22 protein-coding genes and 1 pseudogene are annotated in these 21,551 nt (G+C 41.4%); 21 read left to right on the forward strand and 2 right to left on the reverse strand.

Translation table 11 applies throughout. From position 1 onward, the window contains the following. Window positions 1-61: 61 nt before the first annotated feature. On the forward strand, window positions 62-1,126 hold the full coding sequence (locus SFV55_RS05455; protein ID WP_320028459.1) for a hypothetical protein: 1,065 nt from the start codon (window positions 62-64) through the stop codon (window positions 1,124-1,126). Window positions 1,127-1,436: 310 nt separating this feature from the next. On the opposite strand, the gene SFV55_RS05460 is transcribed toward SFV55_RS05455, so the two are convergent. After that, window positions 1,437-1,853 carry a hypothetical protein gene (locus tag SFV55_RS05460; protein ID WP_320028460.1) on the reverse strand — a complete coding sequence of 139 codons (417 nt, stop codon included), beginning with the start codon at window positions 1,851-1,853 and terminating at the stop codon, window positions 1,437-1,439. Between the two features lie 14 nt (window positions 1,854-1,867). Further along, window positions 1,868-2,410, reverse strand: coding sequence for a hypothetical protein (locus tag SFV55_RS05465; RefSeq protein WP_320028461.1), 543 nt, complete (start codon window positions 2,408-2,410; stop codon window positions 1,868-1,870). Window positions 2,411-2,538: 128 nt separating this feature from the next. Here SFV55_RS05465 and SFV55_RS05470 point away from each other — a divergent pair, with 128 nt between their 5' ends. The 20 genes and pseudogenes from SFV55_RS05470 to SFV55_RS05560 all read left to right on the forward strand — a co-directional run bounded on the left by SFV55_RS05470 (window position 2,539) and on the right by SFV55_RS05560 (window position 21,547). Next, window positions 2,539-2,868: a hypothetical protein gene (locus SFV55_RS05470; RefSeq protein ID WP_320028462.1), complete on the forward strand. Its 330-nt coding sequence runs from the start codon at window positions 2,539-2,541 to the stop codon at window positions 2,866-2,868. A gap of 549 nt (window positions 2,869-3,417) precedes the next feature. Beyond that, window positions 3,418-3,978 carry a DUF4240 domain-containing protein gene (locus SFV55_RS05475; protein WP_320028463.1) on the forward strand — a complete coding sequence of 187 codons (561 nt, stop codon included), beginning with the start codon at window positions 3,418-3,420 and terminating at the stop codon, window positions 3,976-3,978. Window positions 3,979-3,990: 12 nt separating this feature from the next. Further along, window positions 3,991-4,308: pseudogene (locus SFV55_RS05480) on the forward strand (hypothetical protein). A 259-nt stretch (window positions 4,309-4,567) separates the two neighbouring features. Then, a complete protein-coding gene (locus SFV55_RS05485; protein WP_320028464.1) occupies window positions 4,568-5,860 on the forward strand; it encodes a nucleotide sugar dehydrogenase in 1,293 nt (430 codons plus the stop codon). 193 nt (window positions 5,861-6,053) lie between these two features. Next, on the forward strand, window positions 6,054-6,851 hold the full coding sequence (locus SFV55_RS05490) for a hypothetical protein (RefSeq protein WP_320028465.1): 798 nt from the start codon (window positions 6,054-6,056) through the stop codon (window positions 6,849-6,851). 15 nt (window positions 6,852-6,866) lie between these two features. Then, window positions 6,867-7,700 (forward strand): ABC transporter permease, encoded by an 834-nt coding sequence (locus SFV55_RS05495; RefSeq protein WP_320028466.1) that lies wholly within the window; start codon window positions 6,867-6,869, stop codon window positions 7,698-7,700. Window positions 7,701-7,709: 9 nt separating this feature from the next. Next, window positions 7,710-8,981 (forward strand): polysaccharide ABC transporter ATP-binding protein, encoded by a 1,272-nt coding sequence (locus SFV55_RS05500; protein WP_320028467.1) that lies wholly within the window; start codon window positions 7,710-7,712, stop codon window positions 8,979-8,981. A gap of 573 nt (window positions 8,982-9,554) precedes the next feature. Continuing rightward, window positions 9,555-10,379, forward strand: a complete 825-nt coding sequence (locus SFV55_RS05505) for a TylF/MycF/NovP-related O-methyltransferase (protein ID WP_320028468.1) — start codon at window positions 9,555-9,557, stop codon at window positions 10,377-10,379. Window positions 10,380-10,623: 244 nt separating this feature from the next. Further along, window positions 10,624-10,803, forward strand: a complete 180-nt coding sequence (locus tag SFV55_RS30160; protein WP_413776692.1) for a transposase — start codon at window positions 10,624-10,626, stop codon at window positions 10,801-10,803. Beyond that, entirely contained in the window at window positions 10,787-11,365 is a 579-nt protein-coding gene (locus tag SFV55_RS05510; RefSeq protein WP_320028488.1) for an IS5 family transposase, read from the forward strand. Before SFV55_RS30160 ends, SFV55_RS05510 begins: the two co-directional genes overlap by 17 nt. A 55-nt stretch (window positions 11,366-11,420) precedes the next feature. After that, the gene (locus tag SFV55_RS05515) at window positions 11,421-12,083 is read left to right on the forward strand and encodes a class I SAM-dependent methyltransferase (RefSeq protein WP_320028469.1); all 663 of its coding nucleotides are present in this window, start codon (window positions 11,421-11,423) and stop codon (window positions 12,081-12,083) included. Window positions 12,084-12,089: 6 nt separating this feature from the next. Further along, window positions 12,090-12,821 (forward strand): hypothetical protein, encoded by a 732-nt coding sequence (locus SFV55_RS05520; protein ID WP_320028470.1) that lies wholly within the window; start codon window positions 12,090-12,092, stop codon window positions 12,819-12,821. Between the two features lie 332 nt (window positions 12,822-13,153). Beyond that, on the forward strand, window positions 13,154-13,804 hold the full coding sequence (locus SFV55_RS05525) for a class I SAM-dependent methyltransferase (protein ID WP_320028471.1): 651 nt from the start codon (window positions 13,154-13,156) through the stop codon (window positions 13,802-13,804). A gap of 10 nt (window positions 13,805-13,814) precedes the next feature. Then, complete coding sequence (locus tag SFV55_RS05530; protein WP_320028472.1) at window positions 13,815-14,699, forward strand: alpha-1,2-fucosyltransferase; 885 nt, start codon at window positions 13,815-13,817, stop codon at window positions 14,697-14,699. Window positions 14,700-14,703: 4 nt separating this feature from the next. Next, window positions 14,704-15,669 (forward strand): hypothetical protein, encoded by a 966-nt coding sequence (locus tag SFV55_RS05535; RefSeq protein WP_320028473.1) that lies wholly within the window; start codon window positions 14,704-14,706, stop codon window positions 15,667-15,669. A 351-nt stretch (window positions 15,670-16,020) separates the two neighbouring features. Further along, window positions 16,021-16,767 (forward strand): class I SAM-dependent methyltransferase, encoded by a 747-nt coding sequence (locus tag SFV55_RS05540; protein ID WP_320028474.1) that lies wholly within the window; start codon window positions 16,021-16,023, stop codon window positions 16,765-16,767. 78 nt (window positions 16,768-16,845) lie between these two features. Continuing rightward, a complete protein-coding gene (locus SFV55_RS05545; RefSeq protein WP_320028475.1) occupies window positions 16,846-17,883 on the forward strand; it encodes a glycosyltransferase in 1,038 nt (345 codons plus the stop codon). Continuing rightward, on the forward strand, window positions 17,880-19,097 hold the full coding sequence (locus SFV55_RS05550; protein WP_320028476.1) for a hypothetical protein: 1,218 nt from the start codon (window positions 17,880-17,882) through the stop codon (window positions 19,095-19,097). Before SFV55_RS05545 ends, SFV55_RS05550 begins: the two co-directional genes overlap by 4 nt. A gap of 57 nt (window positions 19,098-19,154) precedes the next feature. Beyond that, on the forward strand, window positions 19,155-20,390 hold the full coding sequence (locus tag SFV55_RS05555) for a glycosyltransferase (RefSeq protein ID WP_320028477.1): 1,236 nt from the start codon (window positions 19,155-19,157) through the stop codon (window positions 20,388-20,390). Next, on the forward strand, window positions 20,387-21,547 hold the full coding sequence (locus tag SFV55_RS05560) for a glycosyltransferase family 4 protein (RefSeq protein ID WP_320028478.1): 1,161 nt from the start codon (window positions 20,387-20,389) through the stop codon (window positions 21,545-21,547). The genes SFV55_RS05555 and SFV55_RS05560 overlap by 4 nt, the downstream gene beginning before the upstream one ends. The last annotated feature ends 4 nt before the right edge of the window (window positions 21,548-21,551 follow it).

Consider the following 21,551-nt stretch of genomic DNA (forward strand, 5'->3'; position numbering starts at 1 on the left):
CTTTTAAAAAATACAAAAAACAACTAAATTTGGCTATCACAAACCTTAAACCCTCGTCCGTATGGCCAAAATACTCGATTACGACGCCCTACTCAAAGACTTTGTCACCGACTTTTTCCAGGATTTTGTTGCCTTTGTTAGTCCGGAATTGTACGAAGCTATCGACTGGACAAAAGGATATACTTTCCTCGAACAGGAACTGATCAACGCATTTCGAGGTAGGTGGAAAATAAAAGGCAAACGAAGGCATACAGATAAATTGGTTAAAGTTCAGCTTAAAACAGGCAAGGAGCATTACATTTTTGTCCATATCGAGTTCCAGCACAACTACGAATCCGGCTTTAGCCGTCGCATGTATGAGTACCGAGCCATCGCCGGCCTGCGCTATGGGATCGAAGAGATTAGCGCCTTCGCTGTTTTTACGGATGACCCGCCCCCTGTCGACGAACTTTTATACGAGCGGCGAACTTATGGCACCATGCTTCAGTATCAGTTCACGAGCATAGTGGCCGCAAATTATCCAGAAAAATTCCTGATTGATGCCTCTGATAACCCTTTTGCAATCGCGCTTCTCGCAGCTCAGTATGCGAATCAAAGCAAAGATGATGAAAAAAAGCGCCTTGCATTAAAGAACAAGCTGTTCGAATTGGCTCGGACAAAAAATATTCCCTTTGACCGAATCGTCAAAATCCTTAACTTTGTAAGGGATTTTATCGATTTGTCACCCGAATTCGAAAATGAGTTCCAACAAACTCAATATTCCTTGGTTTTTCCAAATTCCGACGATATGACCATTTCACAAGGATCAAAAGATTTTGCAGCTGGCCTCTACGAGCACGTCTTTGGCATCAACCCTCTGACTGAAGTGGAAAAAGAGCGGCAAAAAGCAGCAAAAGAGCGCCAACGCGCCCAAGAAGAGCGCCAACGCGCAGAGGAAGAACACCAACGCGCCCAAGAAGAACACCAACGCGCAGAAGAAGAGCGCCAAAGAATCAACAACATGATCCTCTCCCTCTACCAGGAATTTCAAATGCCAATCGAGCAAATTGCTAAATTGGCCAACAAAGACATGGAGTATATTGAAGACCTGATTGCCAAAGCGACAGAAAGAAATGATAGAGATTAAGCAAAAAGTGCAACTTTGCTTGAATGATGTTGAAGGCTTGAATTTAGCGCTCGAAGCTAGCGGCAAAGTTTTTGGCCACCAAGGAGCCAAGATACAAAGCAGGCTGAATCAAAAATGCTTTCTTCGTGGCTTTCTGCCTTTGTGGCTACTCTTGTTCTAATCGCGCCGCAGGCGTGATAAAATCCGCGTCAATCCGCCTCATCCGCCTCCTCCGCGCTGCTATTGTTGTCGCTTTGGCCTGCCCTTTTTTCCTCCCCTAAAATCCCCAAACCCAACGCGAAAATTCGTCACTCGTCACTCGAAAAATTCGTCATTCGAAAAATTCGTCATTCGTCACCACTCCCTGCACATCCACCAACAAGCCTTCCCAATCAAACTCCGGCACCAACTCCGCTGCCTCCCGCAGCCCCTGCACATAGCGCTGCCCCATCAGCCGAAGCACCTCCTGCTCGCTGGCCTGCTCCAGCAGCGCATAAGGCAAACGCAGCTGCAAATAAAGCTCGCCCGTGCTGGCCTCGAAGCGCCACTCCTCCTCGTGAATGCCATCCTCGGCCGGATCGGTACCCAAAAACACCACCCCAATGCCCTGTAGCCCCGGGCCATAGGCCGCCAACTGCAAACGCGCATTCAACACCTGCTCCAGCAACTGCACATTGTGGCTGTCAATTTTGTCTCCAATGGAATTGTCTTCCACAATGCTGGAAACGACAAAAGCTGTGTACAACATGATCTTCTAAGGTTTTACAAGTCCACTTTGTTGCCCGGAGGCCGCATCAGGGGCACCGCCCGCCGGATGTTTTCCGGCAACAAAGCATAGTGGTATATTTTTAAAGCTTCCTGACGCAAACAGGCTTGTACCGAACCCCGATACTGCACCCGATAATTCAGGCCCCGCGCCGCAATCCAATTGTTGCCGTAGCGCCCCTTTTGCCCCCGGATGCTGATGCCGTATTTCCAGACCTCACCCGCGCGCAAAAAAATCTGGGTATCCCCCACGCAAGCGTAACATGGATAAAAACCATTGGATTTGGCCCGCAACACATACTGCTCACAACGCTGCAAACGCCGCAGCCGCTGCTGCAACTGAGCCTCCCGCTCCGAAGACAAGATCAAAGCCCCCCCGGCATCCTGATCCAAAAAACCAAGACCCTTCCAGGCCGCTACTAACGCCAAGATACAACTACCAAGCAACAATATACGCAAAGCCACACGCGGATTCCTGGGATTTTGGGGAGCGGGGAGGCGCATAGGTACTGACTGATACTTCTTTGATACCGTGTTCATAAAGGAATTTTTAACCACCTGGGGTGGAATCAGTGAATAAAATGCTACTTTTCGGATCAGTTCCTATGCTGGGAACAAAGGTAAAAAAAGAGAATTAATATCTCAAATAAAAGATAAAATTTTTATTTATGCCACTACCTAATGATCCTGACCCCCTGGTTTTTCAACGCGTAAAGGGTGCCCTGAAAAGCGTAGGCATTAGCCAAAAAGACCTGGCCAAACGCTTCGGACTGGCCCAGGGTGTAGTGAGTACAGCCCTCAGCGGCGGCAACGAAAAAACCTTCCGCCGCATCGTCGAGCTGCTGGAACAGGAACACGGCATCGATCCCCTCCAGCTCTGGGGAGAAGGCGAACGGGGCGACAAAATCCTGAATGAACTCCAGGCCATCAAAAGTGAACTCCAGGGGCTGCGCACGGAAATGGAAACGCTTAAACGTTTGATTCAGCATAAAAAATGAAGCTGCTGCCTCAGGGCAAAGGCATTACAATTGCGCTTGTTGGAAGGTAGCGCTTGTTTCAAAGTGTTTTTTTTTATCGTGCCTCAAAATGATCTCGCTCGCGCCGAAGGCGTGAGCAAAAATCCGCCAAAATCCGCGTCCTCCGCGCTGCCATTGATGTCGCTTTGGCCCGCCTTTTGCCTCTCCAAAAATCCCCGAACCCAACGCGACAATTCGTCATTCGTCATTCGAAAAATTCGTCCCTCGCCAAAGTTTACCGTAAAAAACTACCACGGTTTAAAAAAAATACACTATGTTTGCGTTGGTTTTTGTTTTTTTACCACTATTGCCGCACCCGCGGCGAAATACCTGAAAAGTACTGCGACTTTTCAGCGGCGAAGCCTTCTGACAGTACCATACAATCAATGCTTTTGATGTAAAAACAGGCCTTGAACGCTGGGGAAAATCCCGACACAAGGCACCCCATTCGTCATTTGTCATTCGAATAATTCGTCATTCCCCCTTGCTTCCCGGCTCACAAAAGCTTAATATAGCAGCCAAATCCAAGTCATGACTACCTCGCTCCACATCAACCTCAATGCCTTAGACGAGTCCTTCATCGAAGAACTACGGCAACGTTATGGTGCAGCCGAGGTGGAAATACTGCTACCCGAAACACCTCAAGATTGGCTCACCGAGGATGGCTTCTGGCAATTAATCGAACGCCTGGATTGGGAAAACGCAGGCGACGACAATGCTGTGATCGAACCGCTGGTGCAAGCCCTGGCCAATCTGCCCATTTCTAACATCCACCAGTTTGAAGACATCATGGCCGAAAAACTGTGGCTCCTGGACACCCGCGCCCACGCCGAAGCTTCGATCCGCGATCGGGAAAAGAAGTACCTGTCGGTAGATTATTTCCTGTACGACCGCTGCTGTGTAGTAGCCAACGGCAAAGCATTTTACGAGGAAGTACTGCACGATCCCTCCCAATTCCCAACTGGCTTGTCCTTTGAGCGTTTGTTGTCGGCAGCAGGCTTGGCGTATGAGCGCAAAACGGGGAAAACCCTGGTCCATATCCCTCGGAAGTCGTATGAGACATATAGTAATGAAGCGGGTTGGGAGGAATAAAAGCTGAAAGCGATGCCCCACGGCAACTCTCACCAAAACAATAACCTACATCACCTCTATGAAATAACGGATACGCTAGAGGATGAGGTGTACAAATACGGTGTCTCTGACGATGAGATTGATGAGGATGGCCTTTCGGCCTGATTAAGAGATCAATTGTCACTCTTTAATCTGGTAGCCAATTTTTTACGGTTTGTTGGAAAAATACTGATCCGAGACATTCCTGGCCGAAAAACCGCCGAACAAATAGAGGAGGAACACGTTCAACAGCATGTTGAGAAATATGGCAAACGCCCACGCGGAAATAGAGAAAAAAAAGGAAGGAAGTAGCTTTTAGCATTCCATTGTTTTTCAGGCCTCTTCTCCTGTCGATGAAGAGCGTGTACACACCCGACCCAAGGCACCCCATTCGCCATTCGTCATTCGAATAATTCGTCATTCCCCACATGTCTGAACACATCACCATTCTCGAAGCTGGCCGTGCCGAAAAAAACTACTGGCGTGACCTTTGGCGCTATCGGGCAAATCCGAAGGATGGGAAAAAAATATCGCAGATTTGATCAAGTGTTTCATCATCAAATGATACCCCTTGTTTACTGAATTAATCCAAAAAGAAAAATTAATCGCCGTAATTGGCCTGGGCTACGTCGGCCTGCCCCTGGCCCTCGAATTGGCCAAACACTTTCGGGTCTTCGGGTTTGACATCAATCAAGAACGGGTGGCCCTCATGCAGCAGGGCATCGACCCTACCCGGGAATTGGAACCAACTGCATTTGAAAACGTCGACATCCACTTCACCGCCGATGCCGCCGATTTGCAACAAGCGCACTTCTTTATTGTAGCGGTACCCACCGACATCAACGAGCACAAGGTACCCAACCTGATTCCACTGCAAAAAGCCTCGGAAAGTGTAGGCAAAGCCCTCAAACCCGGCGACTACGTGGTGTACGAATCCACGGTGTACCCCGGCTGTACCGAAGAAGACTGCCTGCCCATCCTCGAAGCCCACAGCGGACTCCAAGGGGGCCAGGACTTCAAAATAGGCTACTCCCCCGAACGCATCAACCCCGGCGACAAAACCCGCACCCTCCCGACCATCCTCAAAATTGTATCGGGCTGCGACGCGGAAGCACTCGCCACCATCGCTCAGGTGTACCGCCAGATCATCACGGCGGGCATCTACGAAGCACCCAACATCAAAGTAGCCGAAGCCGCCAAAGTGATCGAAAACATCCAGCGCGACCTCAACATCTCCCTGGTCAACGAGCTGGCCATGATTTTTGACCGCATGGACATCGATACCAATGCCGCCCTGGCCGCAGCAGGCACCAAGTGGAATTTTCACCGCTACGCCCCCGGGCTGGTGGGCGGCCACTGCATCGGCGTGGATCCCTATTACCTGCTGCACAAAGCCCGGCAACTGGGCATCGAGCCGCAGGTGATCGCCGCCGGACGCCGCATCAACGACGCCATGCCCATCTGGATTGCCAAAAACCTGGTGCAAACCCTGCTCCAAAAAGGCAAAAACCCCAGTACGAGTAAGGTGCTCGTGATGGGCATCACCTTCAAAGAGGACGTAGGCGATATCCGCAACTCCAAAGTGGTGGACCTGGTCAAAGAACTGATGTCCTACTCCATCCATGTACAAATCACCGACCCCTGGGCTTCACCCAATGAGGTGGCGCATGAATACAAACTCTCGCTGACCGAACAGGTGGGCACGGCCTACGATGCCATCATCCTGGCAGTCGGGCATCAGGAGTACAAAACCCTGGGGATGAACTACTTCCGCAGCATCGCCCACGGTGACCTGATCTTGTTTGACCTGAAAGGATTGTACCAGGGGCAGCGGGACGAAGCGGATTTTTATTGGAGTTTGTAGGGGAAAAATGCAACGGTTTAGAAATATTATAGTATGTTCGCATTGCTTATTGTTTTTTGTTGTGATTGCCGCGCTCGCGGTGAGGAGGCTGAAAAGTAGTGCGACTTTTTAGCGGCGAAGCCGTATAAAATACCACTAATATGCTTCAAAATTCCACTACTTCTATTCCTTTTCGTTAACCAGTACTCCACCCTTGCAGACTTTGTTCCAGCAGATTTATACCCGTTTTTTCCCCGATCCACAAGTGATCCCCTGGATTGGTGGCACCAAACTCAGCAAAGCCACTTGGGCCTTCATGCAGGAAAAGGGGATACCTACTCTGGATCAGCTCAACAATATGGCTTTTATCCTGGACTTACTGCGCCCTGGAGACGTTTTTGTAGCTGCAGGAGTGAACACGGGTGCCTACAGCATTTTGGCCTCAGGTGTACGCAGCGCTTACGCTTACCGCATTGAATCAAACCCTGCGGCATTTGAGCACCTACAAACCAACATCCAGCTGAACCATTTGGAAAAACTGGTGACCCCCATACAGCTTACCCCAGCCACTCCTTCTGATGAAGCACCGGGGGCTCCTATACTAAATGGCCAGGGACAGCACACGCACGATACCTCCCCAGTACCGCTGCATGCCTTCAACCAATACATCCGACGCATGCCCGATGTGATCAGCATTGATCCGCAAGCGCTGGAAATGGATGTGTTCCAGAAGGGACTCCAGTTTTTGCTGACCCCTTACTTAAAGGTCATCTTGTTTGAACAGCCCGGGCAAACAAAAGCGGGAATCCCCCCAAGTCTTCAGCAACAATTGCTGGACTTGCAGTTTGAGACCTATACCTATGAACCGGAACTAAAGAAACTGCATCCAATACATCCTGCCGAAACACACTCCTCGATTGTTTATTGCCGCGACCCGGAATGGGTGCAGCTGCGCGTAAGCATCGCGGATAAAGTAAAGGCTTTTTCACCATCGTTAGAAACCAGGAACTAAACCTACCCAATCCCCATGAGTCACCAGGAACACCTCACCATTCTCGAAGCTGGCCGGGCCGAAAAAAACTACTGGCGCGACCTTTGGCGCTATCGGGAATTGTTTTTTATACTGGCCTGGCGGGATGTATCCGTACGGTACAAACAAACCGTGATCGGGGTAGCCTGGGCGGTCATTCGCCCCTTCCTGACCATGGTCATTTTTACGGTCGTATTTGGGCGGGTAGCGCAGCTGCCTACCGAAGGCAATGCACCCTATGCCTTGCTGGTGTTTGCGGGCATGCTTCCGTGGACCCTGTTTGCCACTTCCCTGGGCGAAGCTTCCAATAGCTTGATTGGCAATTCCAATTTGATCAGCAAAGTGTATTTTCCAAGGCTGATCGTACCTACGGCAGCAGTAGTGACCGCCTTTGTGGATTTTTTGATCAGCTTCGTACTCCTGGTGGGTATGATGATTTACTACCAATACGCGCCGAGCTGGAATATCCTGCTTTTACCGCTGTTCATGGTATTGGCACTGTTGGCTAGCCTGGGCCCCGGGTTGCTTATGACCGCACTCAATGTCAAATACCGCGATTTTCGCTACATCATCCCTTTTATTGTACAGTTTGGTCTGTACGTTTCACCCGTAGGGTTCAGCACCAGTGTAGTGCCCGCTGAGTGGCGCTTGTTGTACAGCCTCAATCCTATGGTGGGGGTAATCGATGGGTTTCGTTGGTGTATACTAGGGGCAGATAGTACGGTGTATTGGCCGGGGTTTTATTTGAGCTTGGGGGTTACAGCCTTGTTCTTGTGGTGGGGCATTGCCCTGTTTCGACGCATGGAGAAGAGTTTTGCGGATTTGATTTAAAAAGTACCAATGTCTGACATAGTGATCAAAGCCGAAGGGCTCGGCAAAAAGTACCTCATTGGCCACCAAAGTGAACGCGAACGCTATACCGCACTGCGCGATGTATTAGCACGGAATGTGAAAGGTGTCTTGAACAAAACCCGGCAGGTATTCAGTGGTCAACAACTGCTGGCTGGAGATACGGTTGAGGAGTTTTGGGCGCTACGCGACATTGATTTTGAGATCAAACGCGGCGACCGGGTGGGCATCATCGGGCGCAACGGTGCTGGAAAAAGCACCCTATTGAAGGTGCTGAGTAGAATAACCGAACCCTCAATGGGGCGAGTAGAAATACACGGTCGGGTAGCCAGTTTACTGGAAGTTGGTACCGGATTTCACCCCGAACTGACCGGCCGTGAAAATATCTTTCTGAATGGTGCCATCTTGGGAATGACTCGTGCCGAAATTAAAAAGAAATTTGATGAAATTGTGGATTTTGCTGGTGTGGAGAAATTTCTTGATACACCTGTAAAGCGTTATTCTTCGGGTATGTATGTGCGGCTGGCTTTTGCCGTGGCTGCGCACTTAGAGCCGGAGATTCTGGTAGTGGATGAGGTGCTGGCGGTAGGCGATGCTGAGTTTCAGAAGAAATGCCTCGGGAAGATGGAGGACGTGAGTAAGAATGAGGGGAGAACTGTGCTGTTCGTGAGTCATAATATGGATGCAATTAGTAGATTATGCAATTCTGTATTTTTATTAAAGCAAGGTCAAATATCAAAATTTAGCTCTCAGATTCAAGGTATAAACGAGTATTATCAGATTATTAAAGATAAAAGCATAAGCTCAACAATAGATAATAAGTACTTATCAATTATTGAAAATGTAATTATAGTTAAAGATGACATGTTTTTAATTGAGAACGAAATAACCATAAAGGTGAAAGTGATTTTCAAAGTAAATATAAATAATTTAGTCTTTGGTATTCTTATAAAAAACTCCAAGAGTTCACCAATTGCAAGTTCATACTATAACGATTTCAGAGATAATATCGAGGTGGTTAAGGAAAAGGTTTATGAGTTCAGAGTCCGTATTCCAAGTTATACTTTAGCAACGGGGGATTACGTATTAGAAATTGACATTGGAATTGCTTATCTAAAAAGGATTTTAATTCCTTCTATTGAAATTCCATTTTCTCTTTCAAATTTAGATGGAATCGGAAGTAAGTACAATACTCAAGATCATGATTTTTTCAACAGCATTGTGAGGCAAAATTGGTTTTGGGAAATTGATGAGAATATTTAGACTCCCCACCAAAAGAGCCTATGAATTAAGGCATCGTTCCATAAATAAACCTGGGTTATCAAAAAGCCCGGCAATTTTTTTTTCAAAATAAGTGATCTAGTCAGCATTCTAACTTTTTGACGCCAGCCATTTCTAATATAATTATCTCATTTACACTGCAAATCTTATAAAAGAGATTTAACATATTCATGAGGCAAGAAAAACAACAATAAATCTTTAGCACATATCTAAACAATAAGATTAAAAAAAAGAGCAGCTAAGTATCTTTGACGTTTATATATACAAAATTTATAGTTTTCAAGCTTTTACCTATCAATGGGTAGTTGGAAAACCATTTTCAGGTTTAATTTCTACCGCGACAGGCCAAATATTTTGAGAAAACCTAATGGATTTCTGCTATTTGGGTTGCTTGACCAATATTTCTTCAATGTTGAAATCAACGACCCGGTAAGCAAAATAGTTTTTTAGGCATACTCTTGTTTTAACATAATTCTTAGCAGCTGCTTTTTGACCTGTCTGCTGCACTGCAAAGAAGTCCTGAATTTAATTTTCAAACCTTATAATTGTTATTCTATGTCGTTGTATCTAGAATTAATGAAAATATGCCTACTTGACCTTCATCGGGTAAATCAGGTAGAATACAAACCAATTCATCGGAAAAAACATTCTTTGAAAAGGAGGATCTTACTAAAATTGGACAACATACTTTCGAAGAAAAAAATGGCTATATGTGATATAGTCAACTACCAGAAAGAGAATAGAATCAATGGTCTTGATTGGCCAACTTATGCAGACTCTATGATTGGTCTTAAAAGGATGGAAAACATTGAATATTGTGTTAATAAAGTAATAGAAGATAAAATACCAGGTGATCTAATCGAAACCGGTGTTTGGAAAGGTGGTGCAACAATTTTTATGGCTGCATTATTAAAAGAGAGTAACGTTAAAGATAGAAAAATCTGGGTCGCAGATTCCTTTGAAGGCCTACCACGGCCAGACGAAGATAAATATATTTATGACAAAGGAGATACTCATTATCTTCAGGAGGAGCTTTCTGTCTCATTAGAAACCGTGAAAAACAATTTCAAAAAATATAATTTACTCGACGATAATATTTGTTTTTTGAAAGGCTGGTTTAAAGACACCTTGCCATCTGCGCCTATTCAGAGTTTAGCCATTTTAAGACTTGATGGCGATATGTACGAATCTACAATTGACAGTTTAGTATATTTATATCCCAAATTAGCTAAAGGAGGGTTTATCATTGTTGATGACTGGGGTGCAGTACCTGCTTGTAAACAAGCAGTGCTTGATTACAGAGAACAGCATAACATTTTAGACGAGATAATAGATATTGATGGTATTGGTGTATTTTGGCGAAAATCGGGCTATGCCTAACGGTAATCAAGATGCCAAACGTCAAGCACCTAAAACTTTGAGCGTGCCATCAACCATATGAATGAGCCTTAATAGAAAAATGATTTTGGCTTTTTTTAGTATCCAGTGCAAATCGTTTTGACGAAATCCTGCAAAGCTAGATTTTTAAAAACCATTTAGAACCTGTAAAAATTTAGGATTTTACAGATGTGAGGATTGATAAAAAAGGAATCAAGGGTAATTTGGTTGGAAAAAATTTGCAAATATGTACCCAACTAACATCACTTATTCCCAAGAGGAAGTTATAAGTTCTTTGTATGATACACAACGTAAACGGAAATATTCTTTGCAGGAGACTATCAACGCCATATTTTATCTAACTCGCAGCGGGTTTCAGTGGCGGATGCTCCCCAAAGATTTCCCTCCTTATATACTATTATTTTAGGAGTTGGCAAATAAGTGGTCTATGGAAGCGGATCAATCGTCATGTAGTTGAACAAGAACGAATCAAACAGGATCGATTTGCTTCCCCGAGTGTTGCGATCATTGATTCACAGTCGATTAAAAATCGAGAGCGAGGACTTGGGGTCGATAGTCATAAGAAAATCCAGGGCCGAAAGCGGCATTTAGTTATTGATTCTCTACGTTTAGCTTTGGCCGTTATGGTTAGCCCTGCAAACAATCATGATGCTTGCGCTGCTAAAATGTTACTTCAAAAGTTAGCATTGGTAGGCTTTAAGCGAATGAAAATCATTATTGGAGATGGTGCCTATGAACACTTAGCTGAATGGTTGCTGGAAAAACTCAAATGGGTACTCCAGGTTTTTAAACGCAGTGACACTGCTAAAACGCCTTTTGAAGTCTTACCTCAGCGATGGAAAGTCGAGATGACGATTTCCTGGCTCATGTGGTCAAGAAGGCTCCCCCTTGATTACGAAGCCGACACCAAGACTAGTGAGACTTTTATTTTAATCGCTAACATTCAGTTCATATTGCGGAAAACGTAATTTTTTACAGGCTCTTAACCAAAATTTGAGTCTCCACACTATAATTCTATGCTCTATGGAAAATAAATTTGTTAATCCTCAAAAGTATTACTATAACACGAGGCCTGAGTTATTAAAGTTCATTCCAAATGGCATCAAATCAATGTTGGATGTAGGCTGTGGAGCAGGTACGTTTCTGAATAATTTTAATAATAGAGGAATAGTTAGGATAGGTATTGAACCTAACAGAGAGGCTTCTATAGTTGCACAAAATCACGCAGATTTCATCATAAATGATTTTTTCACTCAAAACTCCATAAATGCTGTCAAAAAAAAATATAATCAGCCTATCGATTGTATTTTTTTTAATGATGTATTAGAACATTTAGAAGAGCCATGGCAGGCACTAGAAATAGCAAAGCAACTTCTCTCTGAAGAGGGAGTGATTATTGCTTCAATTCCAAATTTTTTATTTTATAGTAATTTATCAAATATAATAAGAACACAAGATATCAGGTACGAATCTTCTGGAATTATGGACGTTACCCATTTAAGGTTTTTTTCAAAAAAATCTATAATCAGATTATTTACAGATGTCAATTTTGAAATAACCAATATAGAGGGAATTAACCCTGTGTCCAGTATTAAATTCAAAATTATTAATTTTATTTTAATGAATAGGTTGTCAGACCTAAAGTACATACAATTTGTTGTGGTCGCACGCCTCAAGAAAACCTAAGATATCATGAACCCATGTACCTTAATTTCATCAACAATTTTCACTCCTCGAGTGAACTCTAATTCTGTCCTCAAATCTGTATATTCAAGCAATGAGAGGACTGAACAGACTAGACAAACAATAACCTCTCTCAAAAGATTAGGGTATGAAGATATTCGTTTATACGATAATTCAGGAACAGAGTACCAAAGCACTTTGGAAAAAGAATTCCCTGAAATTACAGTAAAAACACTTACCCAATATCAGTTTGATAATAAAGGCATTTCAGAAACATTTATGCTTTTATCAGCAATTAATGATTTACCTGACGATATACCGATTATTAAAATCTCTGGGAGATATCAATTATCTAAAAAAATTGATTTTAACCACATGGAATTTCAGCTAGGAGCAAAATTCTATCGACACAACTCCAAATTGTTTACCACAAAGGAATCGATGGCTACTAGATGTTATATATTTTCCAATAAAAAAATCTTTGAACAGTATTTAACCAATATGCTTGAAGAGATTTATGCACACTCCGCAAGAATAATTGGAGCGGGATCTCTAAAAAGGTTTTTAATCAATCAGTTTATGCCTAATAAAAATGTTTATTCATATTTAAACCCCATTTATTCAGTTGAAGCAGCAAGTGTTCCTGTAATCAAGAAAATGGGGCTAAATGTGCAAAGAATTGATAATATTGGATTATTTGGCTTAGCAGGTACTTTTGAAAATCATTTGATAGAGGATTAAAGTCAAAAAACTGGAACTATGCAACTGTTATTTTGAAAAAGTTTTAGCATTAAAAGTAGTTGGTTCATTGCGAACACACACACATAAATGAATAGTGCTTCCGCATGTCGATATTACCCCTTTTCAAAAAGATAGAGAAAAGTACAAGAAAATCGTAGAAAAAATAAAAATCTAGATTTATCTCTAAGAAACATGAAAAAGAATTAATATAGTAGTTATCACAATTTTTGGTCCAGAAAACTTTGAACTTTTACTTTAAAGTTTCTTAGAATAGGCAAGGAGCTTTATCCCCAAGAAATATCCAATAAATCACAATACTTAACCAATCTGCAATGGATTACCAAAAAATGTATAGCAAAAAACCTTCATCATATTTTGGAGGAGAAAACTACCATATTTTGAAATATGTCCCAGATAATTTGAACCTAGTGCTAGATGTTGGATGTAGCTCAGGCGGGTTTGGGGCTCTTTTAAAAGAAAGGGGCATAGGCGTATGGGGAGTGGAACCAAATGAGGAAGCGGCATTAAGCGCAAGCAAAAAGCTAGATCGCGTCATTAATTCAGTATTTGATGAAACTATTCTAGATCAGTTAGATGTAAAGTTTGATTGCGTTTTTTTCATTGATGTGATTGAGCATTTAATAGATCCTGAATCGGCCCTAAATCTTTGTAAAAAAATTCTCAAGCCAAATGGCTATATTGTGAGTGCTATCCCTAATATTTTGCAGTATGGAACTATACTCAATATATTAAAAACTCAAGATTGGAGATATACAGATTCTGGGATTTTAGATAAAACTCACTTTAGATTTTATTCTCAAAAAAGCATACTTAGATTGTTCAATGAATCTGGCTTTACCGTATTAAATAACGAAGGCTGGTATAAAAAATGTAGCCCTCTATTTAAGTTATTGAACTTCTTTCTTTTCAACAGAATAGAGTCAATGAAATATACTCATTTCATAACAGTTGTTAAATATTAAAAAATAAAAAATGGTAGAAGTTATTTACGATGGTAATCTAGGCAACAATCTATTTCAATATTGCTTTGGTAGGATTTTAGCACTAAAGCTAGGTTATACATTAAAAGCGAATCCTATTGATGGTTTCCCAGGAACTAGTGAAAAAATTTCAGGGAAGGATTATTCAAAAGAGCAAAAAATATATTTACGAGGTCAAAAAGTTGATTTGTCATTTCTCGAGAACAAGGCTTTAAAAGCACACATTATACTTACCGGGTATTTTCAGCGGTATGAATATTATCAGGATTATCGAACGGAAATACGGGAATGGCTTAAAATGGACGATTTTCTCTATGATGAAATTGGGGAAAACGATTTAGTCATAGGGGTAAGGAGAGGTAAAGATTATATACCTCAGCATGGTTTACCTTTGAGCTACTATGAAAAAGCAATACAATTAACTAAGCACGATAGAGTCTTTATATGCTCCAATACTAATGATCAGTTCATAAAATATATTCAAAAAAAACACAACGCAATAGTTCGACCACCGGGTGCAATCGATAATATCCTTTTTATTAAAAAGTTTAAAAAAATTATAATTTCAAATAGCACGTTTTTGTGGTGGGCTGCCTATCTTTCTGATGCAACAGAAATATATTTCCCGAGACCACAGAATGGATTTTGGGCTCCTAATGAACCAATTAGCAAAAATATTCAACTAGAAGTTCTTGAAGATAGCCGGTACATATATTTAGAGGCGGATAAGTATCGGCCTCAATTTTTAAATGAAATGGTTGGAGAGTCCGTAAATGGTGCTTTTAACGTATCTAAAAAAGTGGTAAAAAAGATTTTCCCATTTCTGAAGAAAAAAAACATAAAAGAAGGAATTGTATTCCACGAAAATTTTGAATAATCTCATGGAAATAAGATATAATCAAGAGTACGACCGATGGGTCAAAGGAGACAGGTTAATTAGACCGATAATACGAAAATTAATTAGAAAAAAAAATCGCTATAGTGGAATGGAAATGGTGGTTAAGAATTTTTTATTAGGCTTGGATAAAAGAAGAGTTAGCTATAATTTCAATAAGGGGTTCTTTTTTTTCAATAGAACAAAACCAATAATATCATTTGGTTTGGGCGAAAGAGGGTTAATTGGAGTTACTAAATCACAACCTGTTATTGCGGCTATAGGCTTTCCTCACCCACTTGAACTTCCTTTTCTGTGTGAAAAGTATAATATTGCTTACTATTTGCAGCATTCTAAATGGGCACTGGAATTAGTGAGATCAGCACATGTTTATCCTAATCATATTTTCAAAACTTGGCCTTCTGGTATTGACACAGATACTTGGATTGATGTTTCAACCCATAATAAACAATTTGACGTTTTAATATATGATAAATTATACTGGCAAGATAAAAATTACCATGAAGAAGTGCTAGATAATATTATTAAACATTTAAATATCAACAACTTAAGCTACAAGATTATTAGATATGGGAAATATTTAATTAGTGACTACCAGCATTTACTATCGAAATCATCTTGTATGATATTTTTATCTGCACATGAGACTCAAGGTTTTGCATGTTTAGAAGCACTTTCCTCAAATGTACCAGTTTTTGCGTGGGACCAAGGTTTTTGGCTTGATCCAGTAAGGTTTAAATATAACCAACCAGTTGTTCCAGCCACTTCAATTCCATTTTTTGATGAACGATGTGGTGATTTTTTCTGCAATATTGCTGACTTTTCAATTAAATTCCCTCGTTTTTTTGAAAATGTTAAACAACATTATTACAGTCCTCGCGATTATATTTTGGAAAACCTTACTATAGAAAAATCAACTGAAATAATGCTTCATCTATACAAATCAATTTAGTAAATAATTTTTCGTAAAAAAAATTTTAAACGACACCGCTTTCCGTTTCGCGTAGATAGGATCGAAAAGTCCCGTTTTATGCAAAATCTCGTTAAATAGGTTCAACTCAAACACACAGTGCAAGGCATACTCTTGTCAATTGGGTGTAATTCAAATTGTCGCATAGTGAAAATTTTAATCTAACGAACCTTCCTGGATTTGCTCGCTCCATGAATAGGATTAATCTGGAGTGCGACAATTTGAATTACACCCTGTCAATTTTAAATCAATAAACCAAATTTGTCTTCTAATCTGCGTAGGTTTGATAAAAGATTTAAATCTCCAAGCCTATTAGCCTTAAACATTTACATTATGGCCATCGATCTGAAACCAATTCTTAAAGAAAGTAAAATCTTGGAATTTACCAATAAAAAATATGGTAAATCTGAACCAATTGATAAGGTTATATGCACGGATCCATACTACAGATTCTCTAGAATCGTCGAGGAAGTTCCGTTTAAAGATCATCATGAAGATGAAATTTGGTTAGATCTAGGATGCCACCATGGCCAATTCCTAGAATTGGTAGAAAAGGTTTTCCATTACAAAACAATTGGCATGGATGATTGGGACTTAAAACAGGATTTAGGCTTTACAAATTTTAATTACTATAAAACTGACCTTGCCGATGATAAATGGGTTCAATTGGTTGGAGTAAATAAAGCAAATGTTATTTCTGCGCTAGAGGTATTGGAGCATATGATTGATACAGAGTCTTTTCTCCAAGCATGTAGTTCGTGTCTGGCAGAAAATGGGTATTTAGTAATTTCTACACCAAATATTAATTGCTTAAGAAATAGGTTAATCGTTCCTTTTGGTAAATACCCGGCTTATTTAGAATACAAAAACATTATTCATCATGTCCGATTATTTAATATAGAAACACTCTCCAAATTACTTCAAGAAAATGGATTTGTGGTCAAAAAAATCACGGGCGTTAAGTTTTTACCTGAAAGAATTTTGAGGTATTCATTTTTTGAAAAAATCTCTAAAATACTAGCTAGATTCTTTCCAAGTTTATGTGGGAATCTAATTGCCATAGCTCAAAAAGTCAATTAATTGTAATCACATCTAATCCTCTGAGCACATCTACTCCTTCGAGGTGTATTGACTTTATATATTATAAACAATTCGGTTATGAAAATACTCCTTACAGCTGATCCAGAAATACCAGTTCCTCCCAGGTTTTACGGTGGAATCGAACGGATAGTTGAGTTTTTAGTTCAGGGCTTGGTTGAAAAAGGACATAATGTTACCTTGATGGCACACTACGATTCTAGTGTAGGTTGTACTAAGCTCCTACCCTATTCAGGAAAAACATCGAGAAGTAGTTTAGATACTCTGAATAATATCTATGCATTATTTAAAGAAATTACGACAACCCGATATGATCTCATTCACTCGTTCGGCCGACTGGCCTACCTAATACCAGCGCTACCATCTAATATACCCAAACTAATGAGCTATCAGCGAGAGCCAACTCTATCAGGTATTACAAGGGCTATGGCTATTTCAAAAAGGAATACACTTTTTTTCACAGGGTGCAGTGATTACATTACTTCTCAAATCAAGCCTTTAGCCCCAGCATTCACAATATTTAATGGAGTTCCCATACATAAGTACGATTTTCAACCAGAGATAAATAACGACGCCCCTTTGGTCTTTTTGGGACGAATTGAGCATATCAAAGGCACTCACTTGGCTATTGATATAGCAAAGAAAACAGGTCGAAAATTGATCATAGCGGGAAATATTCCTTCAGATTCTGTGGCTCAAACTTATTTCACAGAAAAAATTGCTCCGCAAATCGATGATCAGCAAATTCAATATATTGGTCCAGTTGATGATCAGCAAAAAAATATGCTATTAGGACAAGCCTCTGCATTTCTAATGCCGATCTTATGGGATGAGCCCTTTGGTATTGTGATGGCGGAGGCAATGGCCTGTGGCACCCCGGTCCTTGCTTTGAGGAGAGGCTCTGTGCCAGAGATAATCATAGATGGAGTAAACGGTTTTACTGGCACAACTATAGAAGATCTGATCACTGCAGTAGGTAAGATTAATCAAATTGAACGCTTGATTTGTCGCCAGGTTGCCGAAAAAAAATTCAGTGACCAAGCGATTGTTAGCGCTTACGAGCAATTGTACTTTAAATTAATCAATCGTTCATCTTGAGTCCAAAAATCACTCTACTCACTACTGGTCAACCCTCTACTAATCCTCGTTTGGTCAAAGAAGCAAACGCCCTATTTGAAGCAGGTTATCAAGTTACAGTGGTATACTGCTATTGGGCAAAATGGGCACAAGATTATGACCCGGAAATAATTCAAGTTAGAGAATGGCGCGCAGTACTTGTAGGAGGAACACCTGAGCGGGGCCGATTGATCTGGTGGTACACTCGTTTGCGGCATAAGGTTAGCAAATATTTAAGTTTTATTTCACACTTCAGGTATCAGAGCGAGGCTCGAGCATACCATGAAATGCTATCTGAAGCCAAAAAGACCCAAGCCCAACTGTATATTGCGCACAATCTTGGTGCATTACCTGTAGCAGCTAGAGCAGCTCAACAAAGTAGAGCTATCTTTGCCTTTGACGCCGAAGATTATCACCGGGGAGAATCAATAACACTGGATGCTCCAACCAAGAACAAAATCAAAATAGAAGATTATTTTTTTGAATCAGCGGCCTTTGTAACCACAGCGAGCCCTTTAATCTCAAAAGTTTACCAGCAACATTACCCCACGCAGTCTTTTACAACCATCAATAACGTTTTTTCTAAAAAGTATCAAAAACCACTACCACAATTACCCAATACCTCGCTTTTCGTCTGGTGGTTTTCCCAAACCATTGGTCTAAATCGTGGGATACAGGATATACTCAAAGCTATGCAATTGATACCCGATATTCCCATCCAATTTACTTTAGTGGGGGAAGCGAACTCAACAACAATTGACAAGCTAAAAGAAATGCTGATAAGTGAGAGGCATAAACTATGTTTCCAAGCGCCAGTTTCAGAAATAGCTCTATTCGAAATCGCCAATCAACAGCACATTGGCTTTGCATTGGAAAGGAGTACACCAAAAAACCGGGATATCTGTTTAACCAATAAAATCTTTACCTATCTCTTGGCCGGTAACGCAATTATCGCCTCTGATACCCAAGCTCAAAAAAGCTTCATGGCGGACAACCCTGGAGTAGGATGGGTATACCCTCAACGCGATTCGAATCAACTTGCTGATATCTTAAAAACCTGTTATTTAAACCCTGATTTATTAGGAAGCACCAAAAGAAACGCATGGGAATTGGCTGATCAAAAACTTAATTGGGAAGAAGAACAAAAAAAATGGTTGCCACTAGTTGAAAAAGTGCTGAATTCTAATGCCGTCTAAACTATGAGGAAACTACTTATTATATCCCCTCATTTTCCGCCTATCAACGGCGCTGACATGCACAGAATCCGCCAAAGTCTACCATACTATCCAAAATTTGGTTGGGAGCCGACGGTAGTTTGTGTACAACCTGAATATGTCGAAGCTGTTAAAGACAATCTCTTACTACAAAGTATTCCCAATAATCTGCGGATTATCTCTCTTCGAGCTTTTTCACCCAAGATTACCCGTAAAGTAGGTTTAGGAAGCCTTGCCTTACGTTCTATTTGGTTTTACTATCGGGCTGTTAACCAGCTTTTGCACGAAGAAAAATACGACCTGATTTTTTTCTCAACCACCCAGTTTCCCGTACTAATATTAGGTAACTATTGGAAAAGGCGCTTCGGGGTACCTTATGTCATTGACATGCAAGATCCTTGGTACTCCACCCACTACTTGGATAAGCCCAAAGCTGAACGCCCACCAAAGTTTTGGTTTTCCTATTATTTAAACAAATATCTTGAGCCTATTTCCATGCGCCAGGTGAGTGCTATTATCGCAGTGTCTGAAGCATATCATCAAACTTTGCAGGCACGCTATCCCTGGATTAAGCCAGAACAGTGTCATACCCTTACTTTTGGGGCCTTTGAAAAAGATATGGAAATCGCTCAAGGTTGTAGTGCATTTCCTCTTTCGGTAGATGTAGGACAAAAAAAAGTAGTCTACATCGGTCGGGGAGGCAAAGATATGTGGCGAGCCTTGCGGATAATCTTTCGGGCAGTCCAATTGGGACTTGAGGCCAAACATTCCAGCATTGATACCTTACGTTTTTTCTTTTTGGGCACCAGCTATGCCCAACAAGGGAGAGGGCAAGTTACTATAGCCCCATTAGCCAAAGAATTTGGATTAAGCAATCGCGTAACAGAAATTACGGATCGCTTGCCCTATTTTCAATCTTTACAAACCTTACAAGAAGCAGATTTTCTCTTAGTTCCAGGCTCAGATGACCCGCAATATACGGCCTCCAAAATTTATCCTTATATTCTTACAAAACGCCCTATTATAGCAGTATTTCAGGAGAAAAGTAGTGTAGTTGATTTATTGAGAAACACTGGTGCAGGGCAGGTGTTTACTTTTAGCGAAAATACGGATGATGAAAACACTGCAAGAGCTTTGCTAAAGTATTGGCTGCTGTTGCTGAGCAGCGACTCTCCAAAATTGGAAGTCAACTGGGCTGCATTTGAGCCTCATTTTGCTCAGGCAAAAACTGTACAACAGGTATCTATTTTCGAACAAGTATTGTTATTGAAATGAAGCGATTAGCCATCATCTGTACTCATCCTATTCAATACCTTGCACCGGTTTTTAGGTTGCTGGCTCAAGAACGGCCGATAAAAGTATTTTACACTTGGGGGAATCAGGAGCAGAGCCAGTATGATCCGGGTTTTGGCCGAGAAATTTATTGGGATGTACCTCTTCTGGAGGGCTATGATTACCAGTTTGTTCCCAATACAAGCAAACAAGCTGGGTCGCATCATTTTATGGGCATCGTCAATCCCGACTTAATAGAGGAAATACTGCACTGGTCACCTTCTGCCGTTTTAGTGTATGGCTGGAGCTACTACAGCCATTTGCAGTTGATGCGTAGGCTGAAAGGGCAAATTCCAGTTTGGTTCCGGGGTGACTCGCATTTGTTGGATGAACAGCCCTTATGGAAAAGAGTTATAAAGAGGGTAGTTTTAAGGCAGGTGTTTAGCTGGGTAGACTTGGCTTTTTATGTAGGAACAGCCAATAAGTGGTACTTTCAAGCAGCAGGGCTTAAAGAGCCCCAGTTGGCATTTGCACCCCATGCTATTGATAATAAACGATTTGCAGATGATATAAACAAGCAGTATGCCCATAAGGCTGTACAGTGGCGTGCCCAATTAGGGTTTATGCCAGAGGATAAGGTTCTGTTGTACGCAGGAAAGCTGGAGCCTAAAAAAAATCCAATTTTGCTATTAAAAGCCGTTCAGCAATATAATACTCGTCATACGCTACAACTGAAGTTGTTGTACGTAGGAAATGGTGTACTAGAAACTGAGTTAAAACAATTAGCGAAGGAAGATCCCAATGTTCACTTTTTAGATTTTCAAAACCAGAGCAGGATGCCGATAGTTTATCGCTTAGGTGATGTGTTTTGTCTCCCCTCATCGGGACCTGGGGAAACTTGGGGGTTGGCGATCAATGAAGCCTTAGCCTCTGGAATTCCGGTGATTGTAAGTGATCGAGTTGGCTGCGCAATTGATTTGATACATCCTGAAGATACAGGTTACGTTTTTAAACATAATGATTTTAACCACTTCCAAGAAGTTTTACATGTATTAATTGAAGAAATAAAGCAGGGGAAATTAATAGGAAAACCTGCGAAATTTATTGCAAATTGGTCTTTTGAACAGCAAATAGAACCTTTAAAAAGATTTTTAAATTAATATA

Origin of the sequence: Haliscomenobacter sp., from assembly GCF_033763495.1 — a bacterium.
In the GTDB taxonomy this organism is placed as follows: domain Bacteria; phylum Bacteroidota; class Bacteroidia; order Chitinophagales; family Saprospiraceae; genus Haliscomenobacter.

Bases quoted from the DNA above. Each gene is read 5' to 3' on its own strand.
- SFV55_RS05505 (WP_320028468.1), top strand. From the start codon at position 9,555: ATGTCGTTGTATCTAGAATTAATGAAAATATGCCTACTTGACCTTCAT.
- SFV55_RS05515 (WP_320028469.1), top strand. From the start codon at position 11,421: ATGGAAAATAAATTTGTTAATCCTCAAAAGTATTACTATAACACGAGG.
- SFV55_RS05520 (WP_320028470.1), top strand. From the start codon at position 12,090: ATGAACCCATGTACCTTAATTTCATCAACAATTTTCACTCCTCGAGTG.
- SFV55_RS05475 (WP_320028463.1), top strand. From the start codon at position 3,418: ATGACTACCTCGCTCCACATCAACCTCAATGCCTTAGACGAGTCCTTC.
- SFV55_RS05545 (WP_320028475.1), top strand. From the start codon at position 16,846: ATGAAAATACTCCTTACAGCTGATCCAGAAATACCAGTTCCTCCCAGG.
- SFV55_RS30160 (WP_413776692.1), top strand. From the start codon at position 10,624: ATGTACCCAACTAACATCACTTATTCCCAAGAGGAAGTTATAAGTTCT.
- SFV55_RS05455 (WP_320028459.1), top strand. From the start codon at position 62: ATGGCCAAAATACTCGATTACGACGCCCTACTCAAAGACTTTGTCACC.
- SFV55_RS05560 (WP_320028478.1), top strand. From the start codon at position 20,387: ATGAAGCGATTAGCCATCATCTGTACTCATCCTATTCAATACCTTGCA.
- SFV55_RS05460 (WP_320028460.1), bottom strand. From the start codon at position 1,853: ATGTTGTACACAGCTTTTGTCGTTTCCAGCATTGTGGAAGACAATTCC.
- SFV55_RS05500 (WP_320028467.1), top strand. From the start codon at position 7,710: ATGTCTGACATAGTGATCAAAGCCGAAGGGCTCGGCAAAAAGTACCTC.
- SFV55_RS05540 (WP_320028474.1), top strand. From the start codon at position 16,021: ATGGCCATCGATCTGAAACCAATTCTTAAAGAAAGTAAAATCTTGGAA.
- SFV55_RS05465 (WP_320028461.1), bottom strand. From the start codon at position 2,410: ATGAACACGGTATCAAAGAAGTATCAGTCAGTACCTATGCGCCTCCCC.
- SFV55_RS05525 (WP_320028471.1), top strand. From the start codon at position 13,154: ATGGATTACCAAAAAATGTATAGCAAAAAACCTTCATCATATTTTGGA.
- SFV55_RS05555 (WP_320028477.1), top strand. From the start codon at position 19,155: ATGCACAGAATCCGCCAAAGTCTACCATACTATCCAAAATTTGGTTGG.
- SFV55_RS05470 (WP_320028462.1), top strand. From the start codon at position 2,539: ATGCCACTACCTAATGATCCTGACCCCCTGGTTTTTCAACGCGTAAAG.
- SFV55_RS05495 (WP_320028466.1), top strand. From the start codon at position 6,867: ATGAGTCACCAGGAACACCTCACCATTCTCGAAGCTGGCCGGGCCGAA.
- SFV55_RS05535 (WP_320028473.1), top strand. From the start codon at position 14,704: ATGGAAATAAGATATAATCAAGAGTACGACCGATGGGTCAAAGGAGAC.
- SFV55_RS05530 (WP_320028472.1), top strand. From the start codon at position 13,815: ATGGTAGAAGTTATTTACGATGGTAATCTAGGCAACAATCTATTTCAA.